We start from the raw sequence: 19,069 nt of genomic DNA on the forward strand, positions 1-19,069 counted from the left end.
GTCAGGGCTAATTATAAACAGGAAATTCTATTATTTAATCCAAACTTACTTTTGATTCCTTAACCTTAGGCTCAACATCTCGAGCTAAAATCTCTTTCCCTTCCCAAATACTTTTTGATACTCTTTTAATATCATTCAAGGTTAAAATAATTACAGGGAAAAATAACAGAATAAACATGGTTCCTACCAATACTCCATAAGCCAATGCAATCGCCATTGGAATTAAGAATTGTGCTTGAAAGGAATTTTCTAAAATCAATGGGTACAAACCTACTGAAGTCGTAATTGTTGTTAAAACAATGGCTCTAAATCTAGCTTTTCCCGCTGCTTTTACCGCTGGTTCTGGCTGCATACCTTCCTCTACAAATAAATTGTATTTGGACAGGAAGACCACAGCATCATTTATAATTACTCCCGAAAGAGCAACCATTCCCCAAACACTTAACATCGATACTGGAAATCCTTCTAACCCGTGTCCCCATGCAGATCCAAGCCAGCCCAAAGGAATCATCATTAAAACGATTATTCCTTGTGTAAAGCTTCGGAAATGAATCATTACAATAAAAATAATTAACATAAATGCAATGCTAAAATAGATCTTCAATTCTGCAATATCTTCAGCTGATCTTTTTGCCTGACCTTGAAATTCTGGGCGAACACTTGGGAATTTGGCTTCTAAATCTGGTAATATTGTTGTTTCAATATATTCTAAAATTGGCGGAACAGGTTCACTTGGATCAATGATTTCAGCATCAACACGAATTTCTCTTGAACCATTGTAACGTTGTATACTAACAGGACCACGCAATATCTCGTAATCAATTAATTCAGACAGTGGAAATTCACCTTTTGGCGTACGAATTCTCATGTCTTCCATTTGCCCAATAAAAACGCGATCGGTTTTCGGATATCGAACCCAAACCTTAATCTCATCTTTTCCTTCCTGCAAACGTTGCGCTTGTCCTCCAAAAAATCCTTGACGAATTTGAGAAGTAATTGATCTTAAATTCATACCTAAATAGTAGGCTTTGGATTTTAATTTCAATCTTACCTCTCGACTACCCAATGGGTTATTATCGTTTATATTATATAAGGAAGACATTTTTCTTAATTCACCTTGAAAATAGTCATTGGCCTTATTCAATTGCTCCAAATCATTCCCCAATAAACTAATAGAAACAGGTGCTCCCCAACGATTATTAGCTCCAATCGTAAACTTCTCGAGGTCGGAAACATCTCCTAATTTATCTTTTACTCTTCCCGATATATCGAAACTTGATACTGGCGCACCTTCCATATCTCGAAGCGTTACAGATAGGTTTCCTGCATGAGGTCCAACTTCCTGTCCGCCAAAAGCATTTCCTGAAGAAAGACTTGTGTATTTAATGAAATATGCCGTATCCTGAAATTCATTCATCAGCTCTTCATTTACTTCCCAAACTGCATTCTCAAAGCTCTTTAAAGCCTTAACTGTGATATCTTTATTGGTTCCTGGCTTATAAGCAACATTAATGTTAAAGGTATCGAAACTCACATTAGGGAAAAATGTACTTTTAATAAATCCACCTTTAAACAATCCCATGGTAACAAAGAAAAGAGCTACAGGTATAAACACAACAAACCATCTCCATCGAACTAATCGGTCCAAAATTCCGGCATATACATTATCTCTAACATACATGATCCCTTTCTCTATCTTAGCCCTAAAGCGATTAAAAGCATTATCTTTTCTATTTCTATTCAATACTTTTTCGTTTCCAACATGACTAGGCAATACAAACAAACTTTCGAAAAGAGAAATACCCAAACAAAAGACCACAACAAAGGCCATTTCGTATAGGAATTGCATATTCCCTGTTACGAGTAACAAAGGTGTAAAGGCAATCATAGTTGTCGTTACCGATGTTAATACGGCAGGTACAACTTCCATTGTTCCATCAATAGCAGCACGACGAGGACTCTTTCCTTTCTCAAAATGGGTGTATATATTTTCACCAATCACAATTCCATCATCTACCAGAATACCAATAATCAAAATCATTCCGAAGAGAGAAATCATATTAATGGTCACTCCCATAAGATTGGCAAAAATAAACATGCCTAAAAATGAGGCTGGAATTCCCCATGCTACCCACAAGGATAAACGGAAACTCAAGAATACAGCCAAGGCAATAACAACCAAAAGTAAGCCATAACCTCCATTTTTATATAGTAGGCTTAATCTTGATTGCAAAAGACTAACAAAATCGAAACCTATTTCTAAAGTAGCATCAGTATATTTTTCGTTAAACTCTTTGGCGTATTGATTACAGTATTCCGATATTTCTTCCAAATCCTCATCATTCAGCTTGTTCACCATAATGGAAATAGCTGGATTTCTATTGACAAATGTAGCATTTGGCACATCCTGAAACTGAAAATGAATATTCGCCACATCACTAATTCGAATATAGCTACCATCAGGATTTGCTTTCAGAATTATTTCCCCAATTTGATCTGGATTGATCGAACGATTACGCGATCGAATTAAAATCTCCTCAACTTCATTTTTAATTGCTCCTCCCGAAATATCAATATTATTATTGGCTATCGCCATTGATATCTCACTAAAAGTAAGACCATAACGCCTCAAATCATCCTCTTTTACCTCTACCGACAACTCCAAATTTGGAAAACCAGAAAGAGATATTTGCGACATCACCTTTGAGCGCATTAAATCGTCATAGATGATATCGGCATATTTTTTCAGACTTATTAAATCGGTATCACCGGTAACAGACAAACGAACCGCTGGTGTTGTCGCTCTTCGCTTGGCAATCACAGCTTTCTCGGCTCCTGATGGAAAAGTAGGGATCCCATCAACCGCATTTTTCACATCGGCTAATGTTTCATCCAAATCATAATCTCCGGTTGTTGTAATTGTCAATCTGGCAAAGCCTTCCGACGAAACAGAATTCATTTCTTTTATTCCAACAATTCCTCTCACAGCATCCTCTATTCTTGAGGTAATGCCTTCTTCAACCTCTTTTGGTGAAGCTCCAGGAAATACCATCGAAACGGTAATGATTTTAGATTCTGTCTCAGGAAAAAATGATTTCTTCATAAATCCTAAAGAAGTAAATCCTGCAATTGCAAGTAGAGCAATAATCATTTTCCCGTAAAACGGATATCTTACAAATTGTGATATTATATTTCTCATTTTACGCTATTTCTTGATTTGTACCTGCATGTTTTCCGTAGCCTTAACAGGAGGTTCAATAACCAATATCTCACCCTCCTTTAATCCATTAAAAACCAAAGTATTCTCATTGCGTTTCACAACATTAATTACTTTTGCTTTTAGGATATCTCCCTCAACAACAAATACTTTGTTTGAGCTGAAAACAGCATTTCTAGGAATTTCCATGACATTATCAATCATTTTCCCATTAAAACGAGCAGTTAAAAACTGTCCTTGATACAATTCCTTTCCATTTGTATTCTCCAACTTTACAAAAACAGAAATAGATTGTGTTCCCTGATCAACAAAATCAGACTTACGCACTAATTTACCAGTAAAAATTACTTCTCCTTGAGAATCCAAAATGTCGACCTTTTCATTCAAATTCAACCATGAAATTTCTTTCGACTCAATCGGAACTTGTAGCTCTAAATTATTCGATTCTATGATACCAGCAAGTTTCGATCCCATTCCTGCAACCGATCCAATCTGAGTATTTACTTCTACATAAGAACCATTAAATGGTGCGTATATTTTTCGTTTGTTTAATTTAACCTCTGCACTTTTAATCGCATAATAGTCTCCTAAAATGTTTCTGCTTGCCATAAATACTTTTTCTTGATCAGACTTTACACTTGGTAACTCAGGAATAGCTTTCTCCAAATTAATGGCATTGAAAAAGTTCATCCAAACCTCAAAGTTATCGGTATAATCTACTTTAATATCAGGAAGGTTTGAAGCTAATTTATTTAAGAAACGACTTTTCTGAGCACGTAAATCCATTTTTGCATCTTCTTCATAAACACGAATCAACAATTGTCCTTTTTTAAACTTCTGTCCCACTTTTAAAGGAACGCCAGCCTCAACGATACGACCAACTACTTCAGAACTTAAATTCACTTCCAAATTAGAAGCCAATCTCCCCTTTTCAACAATAGGAGAAGAAAGTTCATGATAATTTACAGCTTCCACTTTAACAATAGGTAGCTTTTTTTTGTCCAAATTCTTTTTAGGAGCTTCTTTTAAACTGCTCAAGCCTTTCATGGCAAAAAAACCAATAGCCAAAGTTGCGATAACCAGCAAAACGATAATTACTTTTCTATTCATCGATGATTTATATTAGTGGAATGTTCTCTAGAATGTATAACTAAATTAGTCTAATTTCTCAAACATGTAAAGATACAATATATAGATATAGATTAATAATAATTTATGTCACGTTAACAACTATTTAAGGAAAATTCCAGAATCGAATAAAATCTGAAACAATTAAGCTCTAATTAACGTTTTCCTCGAAGTGATGTAAGGATTTTAAGAAATTATTACGATTTTTGTCACCACTAAAAATCTAAAAGATGGATCAGGAAAAATATAATAAAATGAAACAGCAGCTATTGGACTCTACAAAATGGCCATCTGTTTACATGTTTAAATTTATTGTCCCGAATAACGAGGACAAAATAAATGCTGTTAAAAACTTATTTTCAGAAGATACTGAATACACTTATAAAACATCTCGAGATATTAAATTCATTGGTATTACAATTAAAAAAGTAATGAAATCTGCCGATGATGTAATCGAAGTTTACACTCGTGCCGAGGGAATAAAAGGTATCATGGCATTATAATACAATTCTCACTATCAATAAAAAACATTGAGAACTGTGATGATTTCATTAGAAAACACTTATAGGCTGTTTCGAAAGATTCGGCCTTTTTTTGTCCTTCTTAGTTCTTAAAAATCAAACTATGTAGGTTTGCTATTTTCTATTCCGAAAGAAAAAACTAATATTGCCTTTTCAAACACACTAACACCTTAAGCTTACACTTTCCATGCTAACAGACATCATCATCGTTTTAGCCATTATGATATTAGGAATGGGCATTGGTCTTTTTATTGGTAACCGTCCAAAAGTCATAAAAATCGTAGGTGTTTTAACCTCATTTTCAATATTCCTTCTCCTTTTTTTATTGGGAATTGGTGTAGGTACCAACGATAGAATTATAAACAACCTAGACACAATTGGTATACAAGCATTGGTTTTGACCATTGGTGCATTGCTAGGTTCTTTGATTTGCGCGTATTTCACCTATTCCTTATTCTTTAAAAAGAAATAAACACTATGAAAGGCAGTTTAATCATTCTTAGTTTTTTTGTTTTGGGTTTAATTCTTGGCCTGACTCGCTTTTTACCCGATACGCTTCTTGAAGGAGATTTTAGCATCTATGCACTTTATTTGTTGATGTTCTTAGTTGGAATTGGTATTGGAACTGATCGCGACTCATGGAAAGTTATTCGTCAAGTCAACTTCAAAATTGTTCTTGTACCACTTTCTGTAATAGTTGGTTCTCTAATTGGTGTTTCTGCCGTTTCTATTCTCTTATCTAGTATCAATTTTGGAGAAGCTATGGCTGTTGGGGCTGGTTTTGGTTATTACAGTCTATCCTCAGTCATAATTACAGAATTTCATTCTGAGACATTGGGAGTTATTGCGCTCCTATCCAATATCATTCGTGAGGTTATTACACTTTTAGCAACACCTTTCTTTGTTCGGTATTTTGGAAAACTTGCAGGTATTGCTTCAGGTGGTGCAACCGCAATGGATACAACCATGCCAATTATCGTTCAATATTCAGGTAAAGAATATGCTATAATTGCTGTTTTTAGCGGAATTGTATTAACGGTATTAGTTCCTGTAATTGTTCCTCTTATTTTAGAGTTCTTATAAAAACATCTTTTTATTAGCGATCAGAACACCAATAGTTTATACTCATTTTAAGGAAGATAAACAGAATATCATATTCGATTTTTTATAAATTTACTTCTCAATTAACATCCAGTTGAATGATTTGCTATAACGAATTCATACTTCTCTATAATTGTTCGTACAAAGGTTTGTACGAGTGCTGGATTTGTTAGCTCCATCCCCACTATCGATTTTTCCGTTTTCACAATTTTAATAGATTATACTCTTTACATGGGATTGATGTATTCAAGATAAAATAAGGTAAACTTTTACTTTTCGGATAAAATTGTTGTATCCAAACCATTATTATTTTTCAATGCAGATTACGATTTGCGTTTATCAACCAACAAACCCAAAAACAAAATACAATGTTTTCAAAACAAACTTATTGCAAACGAAGAGACCAACTTAAAACAGATGTAAAATCAGGAATTCTACTATTCTTAGGAAACGATGAATCAGGCATGAATTACGCAGATAACACCTATCATTTTCGTCAGGATAGCACCTTCTTATATTTCTTTGGATCCGATTATGCAGGCTTAAATGCCATTATCGATATCGATGAAAACCGCGAGATTATTTTTGGTGATGAACTTACAATGGATCATATTGTATGGATGGGCTCACAACCAACCATCAAAGAAAAAAGTGAGGCCGTAGGCATCAAGGAAACGCTCCCGATGGCAGAGTTAAAATCCTATCTTGCCACAGCACTAACTAATGGCAGAAAAGTGCACCACCTTCCTCCTTATCGTCCAGAACATCAAATCAAATTACTTGACCTAATTCAGGTTCATCCTAACATTGCTGCCACAAATGCCTCCTACGAATTTATACAGGCGATTGCAAATCAAAGAAATTACAAAAGTCAGGAAGAAATTGTTTTAATTGAAGATGCAGTAAATATTACTGCTGACATGCACTTAACAGCTATGCGAATGGCTCGCCCCGGCATGAAAGAATCTGAGATTGCTGCTGCGGTGCAACAAGTTGCTATTGCAGCTGGTGGTCAACTTTCCTTTCCTGTTATTGCAACTATAAACGGCCAAACTCTACACAACCATTATCATGGTAACACGCTAAAAAGTGGAGATCTTTTCCTTCTGGATTGTGGTGCTGAAAATAGCATGCATTATGCGGGTGATATGTCAAGTACATTCCCTGTTGACAAAACATTTACAACCAGACAGAAAGAAATTTACCAAATTGCACTAAATGCTCACGAAGCAGCTATCGATATGCTTGCTCCTGGTGTAAAATTTAAAGATATTCACCTAAAAGCTGGCCGAACTATTGCTGAAGGTATGAAAGAAATGGGATTCATGAAAGGCGACTTAGATGAAGCTGTACGTCAAGGAGCTCATGCTTTGTTTTTCCAATGTGGCCTAGGTCATATGATGGGTATGGACGTTCATGACATGGAGAATCTTGGCGAAGTTTATGTCGGATACAATGGAGAAGCTAAAAGCACTCAGTTTGGACTTAAGTCTTTACGATTAGGGCGAGAATTGGAAGAAAACTTTGTTCTAACTATAGAACCTGGCATTTACTTTATTCCTGAGCTCATTGATATGTGGAAAGCCGAGAACCGCTTCTCTGAATTCATTAATTACGACAAAGTTGAACAATACAAAAATTTTGGTGGTTGCAGAAACGAAGAAGACTTCCTGATCACAAAAGATGGTGCTCGTTTATTAGGAAAACCAATTCCTAAAACCATAGCAGATGTCGAAGCGGAAAGAATTTAAATCGTAAAAAAGCAGACATGAAAAAGCACATAATCAAATCAATTTGTTTACTCTTCCTTCTTAGTTTGGGTTTATCAAATAGCTTACTCGCTAAATCAAAATCTCTTGAAGAGAAACTAAAACAAATTCCCAATGTTAGCGTTCAAAAAATAAAGGGAGATACTACTTTCGCTAGCTATTTTGAATTGTATTTCACTCAAGCATTGGACCATAACAATCCAGATGCGGGAACCTTTCAACAACGCGTACTTCTAGGGCATCATAGTATTGATCGACCTATGGTAGTGGAAATTGAAGGCTATCAAATTTGGTCGGAGAAAGCAGGTGAATTAAGTAAATTATTAAAAGCAAATCAACTAACCATCGAGCATCGCTATTTCAAAAATTCCATGCCTGATAGTATAGATTGGCAATATTTGAACATTAAACAGGCTGCAGCCGATCAACATGTGATCATTCAGGCTTTAAAAAAGATCTACAAAGAAAAGTGGATCACAACTGGAATCAGTAAAGGTGGGCAGACAACCATGTATCATCGTTACTTTTATCCTAATGATGTAGAGGTTAGTGTACCCTATGTGGCTCCTCTTAATTTAGCTCGTGAAGACAAACGAATACATGAACATTTGGCAAGTGTTGGAAAAAAAGAAACCCGAGATAAGATTTATCAATTTCAATTGGCTTGTTTCAAAAACAAAGAAAAGCTACTCACCATAGCCGAATCTCATGCCAAAGAAAAAAAGTATTCTTTCTTGATGGGATTGGAAAAAGCTTTGGATTTAAGTATTCTTGAATATCCTTTTGCATATTGGCAATGGGGAGGAATTACTTTCTACAACATTCCAGATGAAAATGCTAGCGTTAATGAATTGTTTGAGCACCTTATAAAAGTTTCAGGCATGGATTTCTTCGATGAAATAAGCTTGAAACCCAGTCTTGCATTTTATCATCAGGCATTAAGCGAAATTGGAATGTACAGCTATGAAATTGTTCCATTCAAAGAATATTTGAATTACAAAGACGATTTGACCTTCGATCATGTTTTTCCGAATGAACCTATTCGAAAATTTGATGCCTCATCGATGGTTAAAATTAACAAATGGCTGCAAACAGATGCTGAAAAAATACTTTTCATCTATGGGGAATATGATACTTGGTCGGCAACTGCTGTTAACCTAAAAGAAAACAACAAATGCCAAAAATTTGTAAACCCGGAAGGTTCTCACAAAACAAGAATCAAAAGCTTCCCGGAGGAAATGCAGAAAGAAATCGTATCTACCTTAGAAGCTTGGCTCGATCTTAAAATACAAAAATAACAATCAAGAATCATAACTAGCATTAGGATTCTTCTTTTGAGAAGGAGGTTTCGGAATAGCCCTCTGAGACCTCCTGACTCAAACACACACTAACTTTCCAAACAAATATGAAAACCCTAAGTATTAGCATCCTTTTTGTTTTGCTGTGCGATATACTTACAGCGCAAGAAGCCAACAAGCCAAATGATTGGGAAAACCCTCAAGTTGTAGGAATAAACAAAGAAAAGCCAAGAGCATCCTTCTTTGCATATCGAAATACTGAAAATGCAAGTCGAAATCAAAAGTCTAATTCTCCCTATTTTATAGATTTAAATGGAGTATGGAAATTCAATTGGGTAGTTAAACCAGCCGATAGACCTGTTGATTTTCACAAACTTGATTTCGATACCTCAAAGTGGAATAATATAAAGGTACCAGCTCATTGGGAGTTGGAAGGATATGGAGTTCCAATTTATACTGATGTCTCCTACCCTTTTCCAAACAATGAACCATTCATTCCTCATGATTACAATCCTGTAGGATCTTACAAACAAGAATTTACAATTCCTGAAAATTGGGAAAATGAAGAAGTCTATATCCATTTTGGAGGTGTTCGTTCTGCTATGTATGTTTGGGTGAATGGAGAGAAAGTTGGTTACAGTCAGGGAAGTAAAACCCCAGCCGAATTCAATTTGACAAAGTATCTAAAATCAGGGAAAAACCAATTGGCGGTTGAAGTGTACCGATTTAGCGATGGTAGCTATTTGGAAGATCAGGATTACTGGAAGGTGAGTGGATTTGAGCGAGATGTCTATTTGTATGCTCGTCCTAAGATTCACATCCAAGATTTCTTCGTACAAGCTGGATTAGATGAAAAATACACTAACGGAACATTTTCTTTAGATGTAAAGATCAATCAAAACCTAACTAAAACTGCCAGAAGATCTTTACAAGTAAAGGTATTCGATGGAGGAAAAACCATTGTAGATTTAAGTACAACTAGAAAGCTTGAACAAGGCATTCAGCTTTTTTCATTTGAAGGCCTAGTTCCTGATGTTCATAAATGGACTGCAGAAACACCAAATTTATACACACTACAGATTGAATTGAAATCTGGTGATAAAACCATAGAAATAATCCGCAGGAAAATTGGTTTCCGAACCAGCGAGATTAAAAATGGCTTATTGCAAGTTAACGGTGTGCCAATTGTTATACGAGGTGTCAACCGGCATGAGCATGACGCTGAAAAAGGTCGTGTGATTACTGAAGAATCAATGATTCGAGATATCGAGTTAATGAAGCAATTCAACATCAATGCTGTTCGAAATTCACACTATCCAAACCGTGAGCGATGGTACGAATTATGCGATGAATATGGTTTATATCTAATTGATGAAGCCAATATTGAAGCACATGGTTGCGATCCTTACAATAAGGAAAAAACATTGGCTAATAAACCAAACTGGAAAAAAGCATTTCTTGACAGAACTCAGTCCATGTTCGAGCGAAGTAAAAATCATGCCTCTGTTATTATTTGGTCATTAGGAAATGAAACAGGTCGTGGTCAAAACTTCGAAGCAACCTATAAATGGTTAAAAGAACATGATAGTTCGCGCCCTGTACAATCTGAAGATTCTGGACAAGAATTCAATACAGATATTTTCTGCCCCATGTACGATCGCATATGGGAAATGAAAAAGTATATTGAGAAAGTACAAACGCGTCCACTTATCCAATGTGAATATGCACATGCTATGGGAAATAGCGTTGGTAACCTTAAGGATTATTGGGATTTAATTCGCAAACATCGCCAACTTCAAGGTGGATTCATTTGGGATTGGGTAGATCAAACCTTTAGAAAAGTAACCGAAAAAGGAGATACAATTTTTGCCTATGGTGGTGATATGGGGATCTATAAGATTCAAAATGATTCAAATTTTTGTGCCAATGGCTTGATTAGTGCAGACAGAAAAATTCATCCTCATATTTGGGAAGTAAAGAAAGTATACCAACCTATTGCTTTCGAAAAAGTTGATCTTTCTAATAATCAATTCAAACTAATAAATCGATATGATTTTATCAGTCTAGACCATATTGATATCAGCTGGAAGCTAAAGGAAGATGCAAAGGAAATTGCAGCAGGTAATGTTGATGCAAAACCTCTGGCTGCTCATGAGCATATGAATGTAAAAATCGATTATCCTGCCATTGATCCAAAACCGGGAAAAGAATATTTCATCCTTTTCGAAGCTCACTGTTCAGTAGAAGATGTAATGATTCCAAAAGCTCATCGCGTAGCTTGGGAACAATTTCAATTGCCTATTCACAAGGAAGTAGAACCAATTAAATCTAATCAATTGGCTAAACTAAAATTGATTGAAAATCGAAATGAAATAACAATAACAGGAAAGCAATTCGAACTGATTATTTCAAAAGAAAATGGCAGTATCAACTCCTACAAAATTGATGGAACAGAATTAATCGAGCAAGCTTTGGAGCCATTCTTCTGGCGAGCGGTTACCGATAATGATTTAGGAAATGGAACTCCTGCTAAATGCAAAATCTGGAAAGATGCTGGAGAAAAAAGAGAATTGTCTGAGATTAAGCTAAATCAAATTAATCCTCAACAAATTGAAGTAAATGTGCAAAGCAATCTTGCAAGTGCTTCGAGTAAATACCATACTAAATATCTTGTTTCAGGAAATGGAGACATCGAAATTGAGAATCAATTTACACCACTTTCAAATGATCTTCCGATGATTCCACGTTTGGGCATGCAAATGCAATTACCAAAGGAATTTAATCAAATAGAATGGTTCGGAAGAGGACCTGAGGAAAGTATGGAAGATAGAAAATCCGCCAGTATCATCGATCATTACAAAGGAAATGTTTGGGAACAATACCATCCCTATGTTCGTCCGCAAGAAACTGGCAATAAAACCGATCTTCGTTGGATTGCCTTAACCAATAAAGAAGGTAAAGGCATAATGGCTATTGGTGCTCCTTTGCTATCTGGTTCTGCTTTGGGTTTTGATTACAAAAAACTTTATCATGAAGGAAAAGACAAGCCAAATAAACATGGAAATGAAATCAAACAAGGCGATGTAATCTCCTTTCAAATTGATTACAAACAAATGGGTGTTGGTGGAGATAATTCTTGGGGAGCACCTGTGCACGCAGAATACTGTATTCCTTCAAGAACCTATAAATACAAGTTTATTCTTCGCCCTATTAATGGAGAGCAGGATTTAAACGAGCTGAGTAAGCTTAGAATAAAATAAGAATCATGAGACAAATAATATCAAAATTATACTTGCCATTTTGCTTGCTGATGTCATTTTCAGCCTGTGTTGAAAAAGAAGCGATTGATTCAAAAGCTGATTTGCAGGAAATTTATTCCAATGTTCTGAACATATCAGGTATACCTCAGGAGCAATTCAAATTGGATGCATTCGGCTTTTCCGATTTGGGTGCTTGGCATGGATATGCATTACCACATCAAGATAGTACATCCTATTATGGTGGATTTTCTGGTCCATTGAGCATGAAAATGTGGGGCCAATGGCTAAGCAAGAGCATTAGTCAGCTAGAAGTAACTAATGCTCAAACAAATGAACCAATAGATTTGAGTAAGGCGAAAGCCGAAATGACCTACAATCCAGGCTTATTACAACAAACATTGAAGGTTCAGGACTTAAGCATTACCATTAAATTAATTTTTGTAAGTAATCGTACCTCTTTACTGCAAACCAAAATTTTTAATCATTCTGAAAAGGAATTAAACCTTTACATTGGATGGAAGGGACAGCTTTTTGAAAAGGGCTTACAATTGAAAGAAACCACTTTGGGCATTAAAGTTGCGTTTGAAAACAGTGAGGAAGAATTTATAATTCAGACCGATAAAACCAAGGATGTAATAATATCTAAAGATCAACTTTCTTATAGAATGATTTTAAAGGACAGACTTGAAATCCCAGCTGGTAAATCAAATACAATAAACCTTCTTCACTCTCACTATTTTAATAAACAAGAGGCGCTTGCAGAAAGTTCTAAAACGGAAGAATACCTATACAATTCACAAAATGCATTTACAGACAACAAAACACGTTGGAACAAATACCTAAGCAATGCATTATCGAGTAAAAGTTCATTGTTAGAAAAGAAAGAGAATAGAAAGCTGGCGGTAAAATGCGTGCAAACCTTACTTACCAACTGGCGATCACCAGCGGGTGATCTACAACACTCTGGTGTTTTTCCGTCAGCAGCTTATCAAGGTTTTTATGGATTCTGGTCTTGGGACTCATGGAAACAGGCTGTTGCTCTTGTAAGATTCAATCCTGAACTTGCAAAAAGTAACCTTCGCTCTATGTTCCAATATCAGGATGATATGGGTATGGTTGCCGACTGTGTATATTTTGATCCCAAAGAAAATAATTGGCGCGACACCAAAGCACCATTGGCTAGCTGGGCTGTTTTAGAAATCTATAAAGCAACTTCTGATCTTGAGTTTGTGAAAGAAATGTATCCTAAATTGGTGAAATATCATAAATGGTGGTATCAATATCGTGATCACGACCAAAATGGCTTATGCGAATATGGTTCAACCGATGGTACTCTTATCGCAGCTAAATGGGAATCAGGTATGGACAATGCGGTTCGCTTTGATGATTCAAAAATGCTTAAGAACAACAAGAACGGATGGTCTATGAATCAGGAATCAGTAGATCTTAACGCTTATTTGCAAGCTGAGAAAGAACAATTGGTCAAGCTTGCAAACTTGTTGGACAAATCGGAAGAAGCCCAAAAACTAAGTAAGCAGGCCAATAATTTAAAAGAGCGAATTGCCAACGAATTCTACGATACAGAAGAAGGTTTTTTCTACGATAGAGAAATTATAAGTGGCAAACTCTTAACTGTACAACAAGGACCCGAAGGCTGGATTCCTCTTTACACAAACATTGCGAATCAAGAGCAAGCAAATGGTGTTGTAAAGTTACTGACCGATACTACTAAATTCAATACAAAAGTTCCTTTCCCTACCCTAGTAGCCGATCACAAAAAATTCAATCCGCTTAAAGGCTATTGGAGAGGCCCAGTTTGGTTAGATCAGGCTTACTTTGGTATTAAATCGCTAGAACTATATGGCTACACTAAAGAAGCAGATCTATTAAGTCAGAAATTGTTGCAAAATGCTGAGGGTCTACTTCAGGATGCACCAATTAGAGAAAACTACCACCCTATAAGTGGTAAAGGATTAAATGCTAACCACTTTTCCTGGTCAGCAGCTCATTATTTGATGCTATTGACAGATGAAGACTAATTAAAAAAGCGGATGTTCTGTACAGAACATCCGCTTTGTCATTTATGACTTAAAAATTAAATCTCTTTAAGCTCTGGAGACATTACCACCTCTATTTTAGCTGGTTTAGCAAAGTATTTCTTTGCAAATGCTTCCACTTTTTCTTTTGATATTTCATTGATCATTTCCTCATAAGCCTCAACAGTCTTAACGCTCTCACCGTATTCATAGTAACGATTTATTGCATTAATCCAATAGCCATTCTTACGAAGATTTTCCTGGTATTCCTTAATGAAATTTTTCTTGGTTTCATTCAAATCATCTTCTTTTACTCCACTAGTAAACAACTCGCTAACCTCATTGTAAACAATAGTTTTTAGCTTATCTGCCTTAGCTGGATCGGTATCAAAACGAATTAATAAATTATACTCTTCACGAGGAAATTTATCAACAGATGCTCTTACTCCAACTCCGTACGATCCACCTTCTTTTTCACGAATCACTTCAAGGTATCTTTTACTAAGTAGTTCAGCCACAACATCCATCATAATAGAATTCTCTTTCGAGTATTTAATATCTCCGTGAAAATCGATATTAATGGTTGTTTTAGGAGTTTCCATTTGTCTAACAAAATGATTGAAAGCATCTTTTTCAGGGTATCCTACGCCATTATCTTTCCAATTTTCTTTACGATCGATATCTTTAATGCTACCAATATAAGTCTCGATTAAAGGCTTAGCTTTTTCAGCATCAATATTTCCAACAAAAACGAAAGTAAAATCACTTGCATCAACAAAACGTTCCTTATATACACGCTCCATGGTAGCCAAGTTTAATTTGCTAATCATATCTGTGTTAAACAAGATCGTACGAGCATCATGATTAGTAGAAGTCATTGCTACAGAATCACCAAATACCTTATTTACATCGGATCCCATATTGGCTACGTAAGCCATATATCTACTTTTTAATGCAGTAAAAGCATCTTCATCGAATCTTGGTTGTTCGAAATACATATGCACCAATTGCAGCAAAGTTTCAAAATCTTTAACCGAAGAATTTCCATTAAAACCTTCAGATAATTCTCCAATATATGGCGAAACGCGAACTTCTTTACCTGTAAGTAATTTTTTAAGGCTTGTTTGGTCAAATTTACCCAAACCAAAATTTGAAATAAATCCACCAGTCATTTCTGCAGAAGCTAAATCCTCAACATTATACAGCGAATTTCCACCTTTACTAAAAGCTTTCAAGCGAATTTCATTCTCTTTGAAATTAGTCTTTTTAAGCACAACTGTAGCACCATTTGCCAACTTCCATTCTGTGGCATCAAAAGCATTTAATTTAGCTTCTTTTGTTACCGAACCAAGCTCTGGTAATTCAGCAATTAAGGGTTCGTTAATTACCTTGTCTTCGTAAGGCTCTAGTTCTGCATTTCTAACTTTTTTAACGATTGCAAGCAATTGTTCTTCAGTTGGCAATTGCAATCCTTCCTTCTCAGGTGCTGATAAAGTTATAACTACATTCTCCTTTGTAACCCATCCTTTAGAAATTGCATTCACTTCATCTGCACTAATTCCAGGCAACAATTTCTGCATTGCCATAAATTCAAACTCAATACCAGGAGCAGGCTCATTGGTAAGATAGTTTTGCTTGTACTCACGAACCAATCGATCGTTATGTTGCTTGTTACGTTCCTGATATTGCTTTTCAACTTGACTCAGCATAGCAGTCTTCGCTCTTTCTAATTCAGAGGCAACAACTCCATATCTATTTGCTCTTTCAGCTTCCTTTAAAAAGACTTCAATACCTCCAATAATATTATCCTCTTTAAGAGTTACACTATTGTGATAAACATCCATTTTTCTTGCTTTGTTGTAGTAAGCTCCAAATGCATTAATAAACGGAGCATTCCCTTTCTGTAGCAATTCATTTAAACGATTACCAAGAATTGTTGATTGAAGATCTGCGATAAGAAGTTCACGATAGTATTTCATATTCTTTTCAACAAAAGGGGTTGCCTCATGTTTGTATAAAATATCAAATCTTAAGCTACTCAATTCTTTATCAGTAATAACTCCAACAATAGGTTCCTGATTATCTGGTACTGGATAATAAACTCTTTCTTTAGGATTTTTAACAGCAGGAATATGAGCAAACATTTCCTTAATCTTCATTTCAAATTTCTCTGCATCAACATCCCCAACAACAACAATCGCCTGTAAATCGGTACGATACCAGTCGTGGTAAAAATCCTTTATCACCTGATGATCAAAATTATCAATTACATCAAGACTACCAATTACATCGCGTTTCGCATATTTTGACCCTTTGTAAATGAGTTTATTTTGTTCTAAATAAACGCGCATTCCTCCAGATCTACGTGTTCTCCATTCTTCATGAATGACACCGCGTTCATTATCTATCTCCTCGCCTTCTAAACTCAAGTAATTCGACCAATCATGCAATACCAAAAGTGCCGAATCTAATAAGTTTTCATTTGAAGTAGGAATATTACTTAGATTGTAAACAGTTTCATCAACATTTGTATAAGCATTAATGTTTCTACCAAAAGCAACTCCGTATTTTTCTAAATAATTTAAGACTCCCTTTCCTGGGAAATTTTTTGTGCCATTAAAAGCCATATGCTCCAAGAAATGGGCTAATCCATTCTGATCATCATTTTCTAAAATCGCACCTACATTTTGAACAATGTAAAAGCTGGCCCGATCTTTAGGTTCTTCATTGTGACGAACGTAATAGGTTAATCCATTATCTAATTTTCCCGTCCGCACATTCGGATCCATCGGAATTTTAGCATCCATACCACTTTGAGCTGATAGCATTCCTGTTGCTGTCAAAACGCAAGCAGCACAAAGGCTGATTTTACTAAATAAATACTTAATCATTTGTTATTCGTTTTAGTGATTTGATTTCATCTCCTACACAACATAAGTGCAAGTTTTATCTAATTTAAACAAACATTTTATCACTTAACTAATTTATTAGTTATTTTTAACATTTTATTTTTATCACATTCACACAAAATAATCCAAACACCCACAAAACACTACTATATTATCAATTAGCACTGACAAAATAAATATTTTAACAATTCAACTAAACAATATTTTCGTACAAGCAATATCAAAACAGTATAAAATTTATTATTTATACTGTATACTAATAGTACTGAAATCAGTAAAAAATCACAATCAGTAAGCTAAGCTATTTTAGAAATAAATTCTTGCTCTTACTGATTGAATAATAGAAGCAAAAAAAGGAGCACCATAGGCGCTCCTTTTCAATTCTATATCAGAAGATATCTACTCTTCTGTTTTGTCTTCTTTATCCGAAACATCTTCGAAAGCTACCGTATCGTCACCTTCTACTTTTTTACCAAGATAAGTTGGTAATTCCATTCCAGCCATTTTGAAAAGCTCTTCCATTGGAGGTATAGATCCCATCATTCCTTGCATAAAGTTGGCTGTAGATGTTTTTCCATCTTTTCCACCACCATTTTCCCAAACGGTAACCTTATCAATCTTGATGTTTTTAATCGCTTCTACTTGAGTCGCAACTAATTCCGGTAATTTATCAGCAATCATTAACATTACTGCATCTTTAGCATCGTCGCCAGCAGCTTGAACTAGCTTGTCAAAACCTTCCGCTTGCTTGCTCAAAATTTCATAAGTACCCTTACCTTCTGCTTCCATTTTCATGAAAATCGCATCTGCCTCACCTTTTGCATGACGACGGGTTTGCTCAGCAATCGCCTCAGCAGCAATCTCAATTTTTTGTTTATCAATCTCAGCAGGTACCACAATATTAGCAGTCTGTGTTGCTTTATCACGAGTTGCACGAGCATTTTCAGCCAATTGTTCAGCAGCATAAGCTTCCTCTAAAGCACGCGCCTGAGTTACTTTCTCAGCAGCTGAAGCCAAACGTTCTGCTTCCGCTTCTTTCTCTCTTCTACTAGCATCGGAATTAGCTACCGTAATTTTCGCTGTATTCTCTCCTTCTACTGCCGAAGCATCGGCTGCAGCAACCTGTACACGTTGTTCCTGATGTGCATTTGCCTCACCAATCGAACCATCACGGTTTTTCTCAGCAACACTTTTCTTAGCATCATTTATCGCTTTTGCAGCTGCTTCCTTACCCAAAGCCTGAATGTATCCCGACTCATCGTTGATATCGGTTACGTTCACATTGATCAGCTTCAAACCAATCTTATTCAATTCAGCTTCCACATTAGATGATACTGCTGCAAGGAATTTATCCCGGTTGCTATTGATTTCCTCAATATCCATGGTTGCAACAACCAAACGCAACTGACCGAAAATAATATCTTTCGCCAGGTTACTGATATCATCTTGAGATAAACCTAACAAGCGCTCTGCAGCATTGGTCATTACCCCTGACTCTGTAGAAATACCAACAGTAAATCGTGAAGGAACATCAACACGAATGTTCTGCTTACTTAAGGCATTCGTTAAATTAATTTCAATTGAAATTGGTGTTAAATCTAAAAATGCATAATCTTGAATAACTGGCCAAATAAAGGCAGCTCCACCATGAATACATTTTGCTGAACGAGATTCTGTTCCAACCCCTTTACCAACTTTACCATACACAACCAATATTCGATCGGATGGACATCTTTTGTAACGTTTAAAAAACGAAACGATCATCACAAAGATGAAAATTGCCGCTGCGGCAAAAAGAAAAACTACATATTCTCCCATAGTGTTTTATTA

General features: G+C 35.8%; 11 protein-coding genes. 7 read left to right on the forward strand and 4 right to left on the reverse strand.

The annotated features are described in order from the left end of the window. Window positions 1-34: 34 nt before the first annotated feature. Together L3049_RS06890 and L3049_RS06895 are read right to left on the reverse strand one after the other, a co-directional pair. The gene (locus L3049_RS06890) at window positions 35-3,199 is read right to left on the reverse strand and encodes an efflux RND transporter permease subunit (protein WP_275109068.1); all 3,165 of its coding nucleotides are present in this window, start codon (window positions 3,197-3,199) and stop codon (window positions 35-37) included. 6 nt (window positions 3,200-3,205) lie between these two features. Then, window positions 3,206-4,327: an efflux RND transporter periplasmic adaptor subunit gene (locus L3049_RS06895; RefSeq protein WP_275109069.1), complete on the reverse strand. Its 1,122-nt coding sequence runs from the start codon at window positions 4,325-4,327 to the stop codon at window positions 3,206-3,208. Window positions 4,328-4,575: 248 nt separating this feature from the next. On the opposite strand from L3049_RS06895, the gene L3049_RS06900 reads away from it, so the two are divergent. The 7 genes from L3049_RS06900 to L3049_RS06930 all read left to right on the forward strand — a co-directional run bounded on the left by L3049_RS06900 (window position 4,576) and on the right by L3049_RS06930 (window position 14,333). Beyond that, the gene (locus tag L3049_RS06900; RefSeq protein WP_275109070.1) at window positions 4,576-4,848 is read left to right on the forward strand and encodes a DUF493 family protein; all 273 of its coding nucleotides are present in this window, start codon (window positions 4,576-4,578) and stop codon (window positions 4,846-4,848) included. Window positions 4,849-5,053: 205 nt separating this feature from the next. After that, window positions 5,054-5,338: a LysO family transporter gene (locus tag L3049_RS06905; RefSeq protein WP_275109071.1), complete on the forward strand. Its 285-nt coding sequence runs from the start codon at window positions 5,054-5,056 to the stop codon at window positions 5,336-5,338. A gap of 5 nt (window positions 5,339-5,343) precedes the next feature. Next, window positions 5,344-5,949, forward strand: coding sequence for a LysO family transporter (locus L3049_RS06910; protein WP_275109072.1), 606 nt, complete (start codon window positions 5,344-5,346; stop codon window positions 5,947-5,949). A 386-nt stretch (window positions 5,950-6,335) separates the two neighbouring features. After that, window positions 6,336-7,718, forward strand: coding sequence for an aminopeptidase P family protein (locus L3049_RS06915; protein ID WP_275109073.1), 1,383 nt, complete (start codon window positions 6,336-6,338; stop codon window positions 7,716-7,718). Between the two features lie 17 nt (window positions 7,719-7,735). Next, window positions 7,736-9,034, forward strand: a complete 1,299-nt coding sequence (locus L3049_RS06920) for a S28 family serine protease (protein WP_275109074.1) — start codon at window positions 7,736-7,738, stop codon at window positions 9,032-9,034. Between the two features lie 107 nt (window positions 9,035-9,141). Next, on the forward strand, window positions 9,142-12,294 hold the full coding sequence (gene lacZ / locus L3049_RS06925; RefSeq protein WP_275109075.1) for a beta-galactosidase, LacZ type: 3,153 nt from the start codon (window positions 9,142-9,144) through the stop codon (window positions 12,292-12,294). A gap of 5 nt (window positions 12,295-12,299) precedes the next feature. Further along, entirely contained in the window at window positions 12,300-14,333 is a 2,034-nt protein-coding gene (locus tag L3049_RS06930) for an MGH1-like glycoside hydrolase domain-containing protein (protein WP_275109076.1), read from the forward strand. Between the two features lie 56 nt (window positions 14,334-14,389). Here L3049_RS06930 and L3049_RS06935 read toward each other — a convergent pair whose 3' ends face one another. After that, window positions 14,390-17,221, reverse strand: a complete 2,832-nt coding sequence (locus L3049_RS06935) for a M16 family metallopeptidase (RefSeq protein ID WP_275109077.1) — start codon at window positions 17,219-17,221, stop codon at window positions 14,390-14,392. A 417-nt stretch (window positions 17,222-17,638) separates the two neighbouring features. Beyond that, window positions 17,639-19,057, reverse strand: a complete 1,419-nt coding sequence (locus L3049_RS06940; protein ID WP_275109078.1) for a flotillin family protein — start codon at window positions 19,055-19,057, stop codon at window positions 17,639-17,641. Window positions 19,058-19,069 lie beyond the last annotated feature (12 nt).

It is taken from the genome of Labilibaculum sp. DW002 (genome assembly GCF_029029525.1).
In the GTDB taxonomy this organism is placed as follows: Bacteria; Bacteroidota; Bacteroidia; order Bacteroidales; family Marinifilaceae; genus Paralabilibaculum; species Paralabilibaculum antarcticum.

Bases quoted from the DNA above. Each gene is read 5' to 3' on its own strand.
- lacZ (WP_275109075.1), top strand. From the start codon at position 9,142: ATGAAAACCCTAAGTATTAGCATCCTTTTTGTTTTGCTGTGCGATATA.
- L3049_RS06905 (WP_275109071.1), top strand. From the start codon at position 5,054: ATGCTAACAGACATCATCATCGTTTTAGCCATTATGATATTAGGAATG.
- L3049_RS06900 (WP_275109070.1), top strand. From the start codon at position 4,576: ATGGATCAGGAAAAATATAATAAAATGAAACAGCAGCTATTGGACTCT.
- L3049_RS06935 (WP_275109077.1), bottom strand. From the start codon at position 17,221: ATGATTAAGTATTTATTTAGTAAAATCAGCCTTTGTGCTGCTTGCGTT.
- L3049_RS06930 (WP_275109076.1), top strand. From the start codon at position 12,300: ATGAGACAAATAATATCAAAATTATACTTGCCATTTTGCTTGCTGATG.
- L3049_RS06910 (WP_275109072.1), top strand. From the start codon at position 5,344: ATGAAAGGCAGTTTAATCATTCTTAGTTTTTTTGTTTTGGGTTTAATT.
- L3049_RS06940 (WP_275109078.1), bottom strand. From the start codon at position 19,057: ATGGGAGAATATGTAGTTTTTCTTTTTGCCGCAGCGGCAATTTTCATC.
- L3049_RS06920 (WP_275109074.1), top strand. From the start codon at position 7,736: ATGAAAAAGCACATAATCAAATCAATTTGTTTACTCTTCCTTCTTAGT.
- L3049_RS06890 (WP_275109068.1), bottom strand. From the start codon at position 3,199: ATGAGAAATATAATATCACAATTTGTAAGATATCCGTTTTACGGGAAA.
- L3049_RS06895 (WP_275109069.1), bottom strand. From the start codon at position 4,327: ATGAATAGAAAAGTAATTATCGTTTTGCTGGTTATCGCAACTTTGGCT.
- L3049_RS06915 (WP_275109073.1), top strand. From the start codon at position 6,336: ATGTTTTCAAAACAAACTTATTGCAAACGAAGAGACCAACTTAAAACA.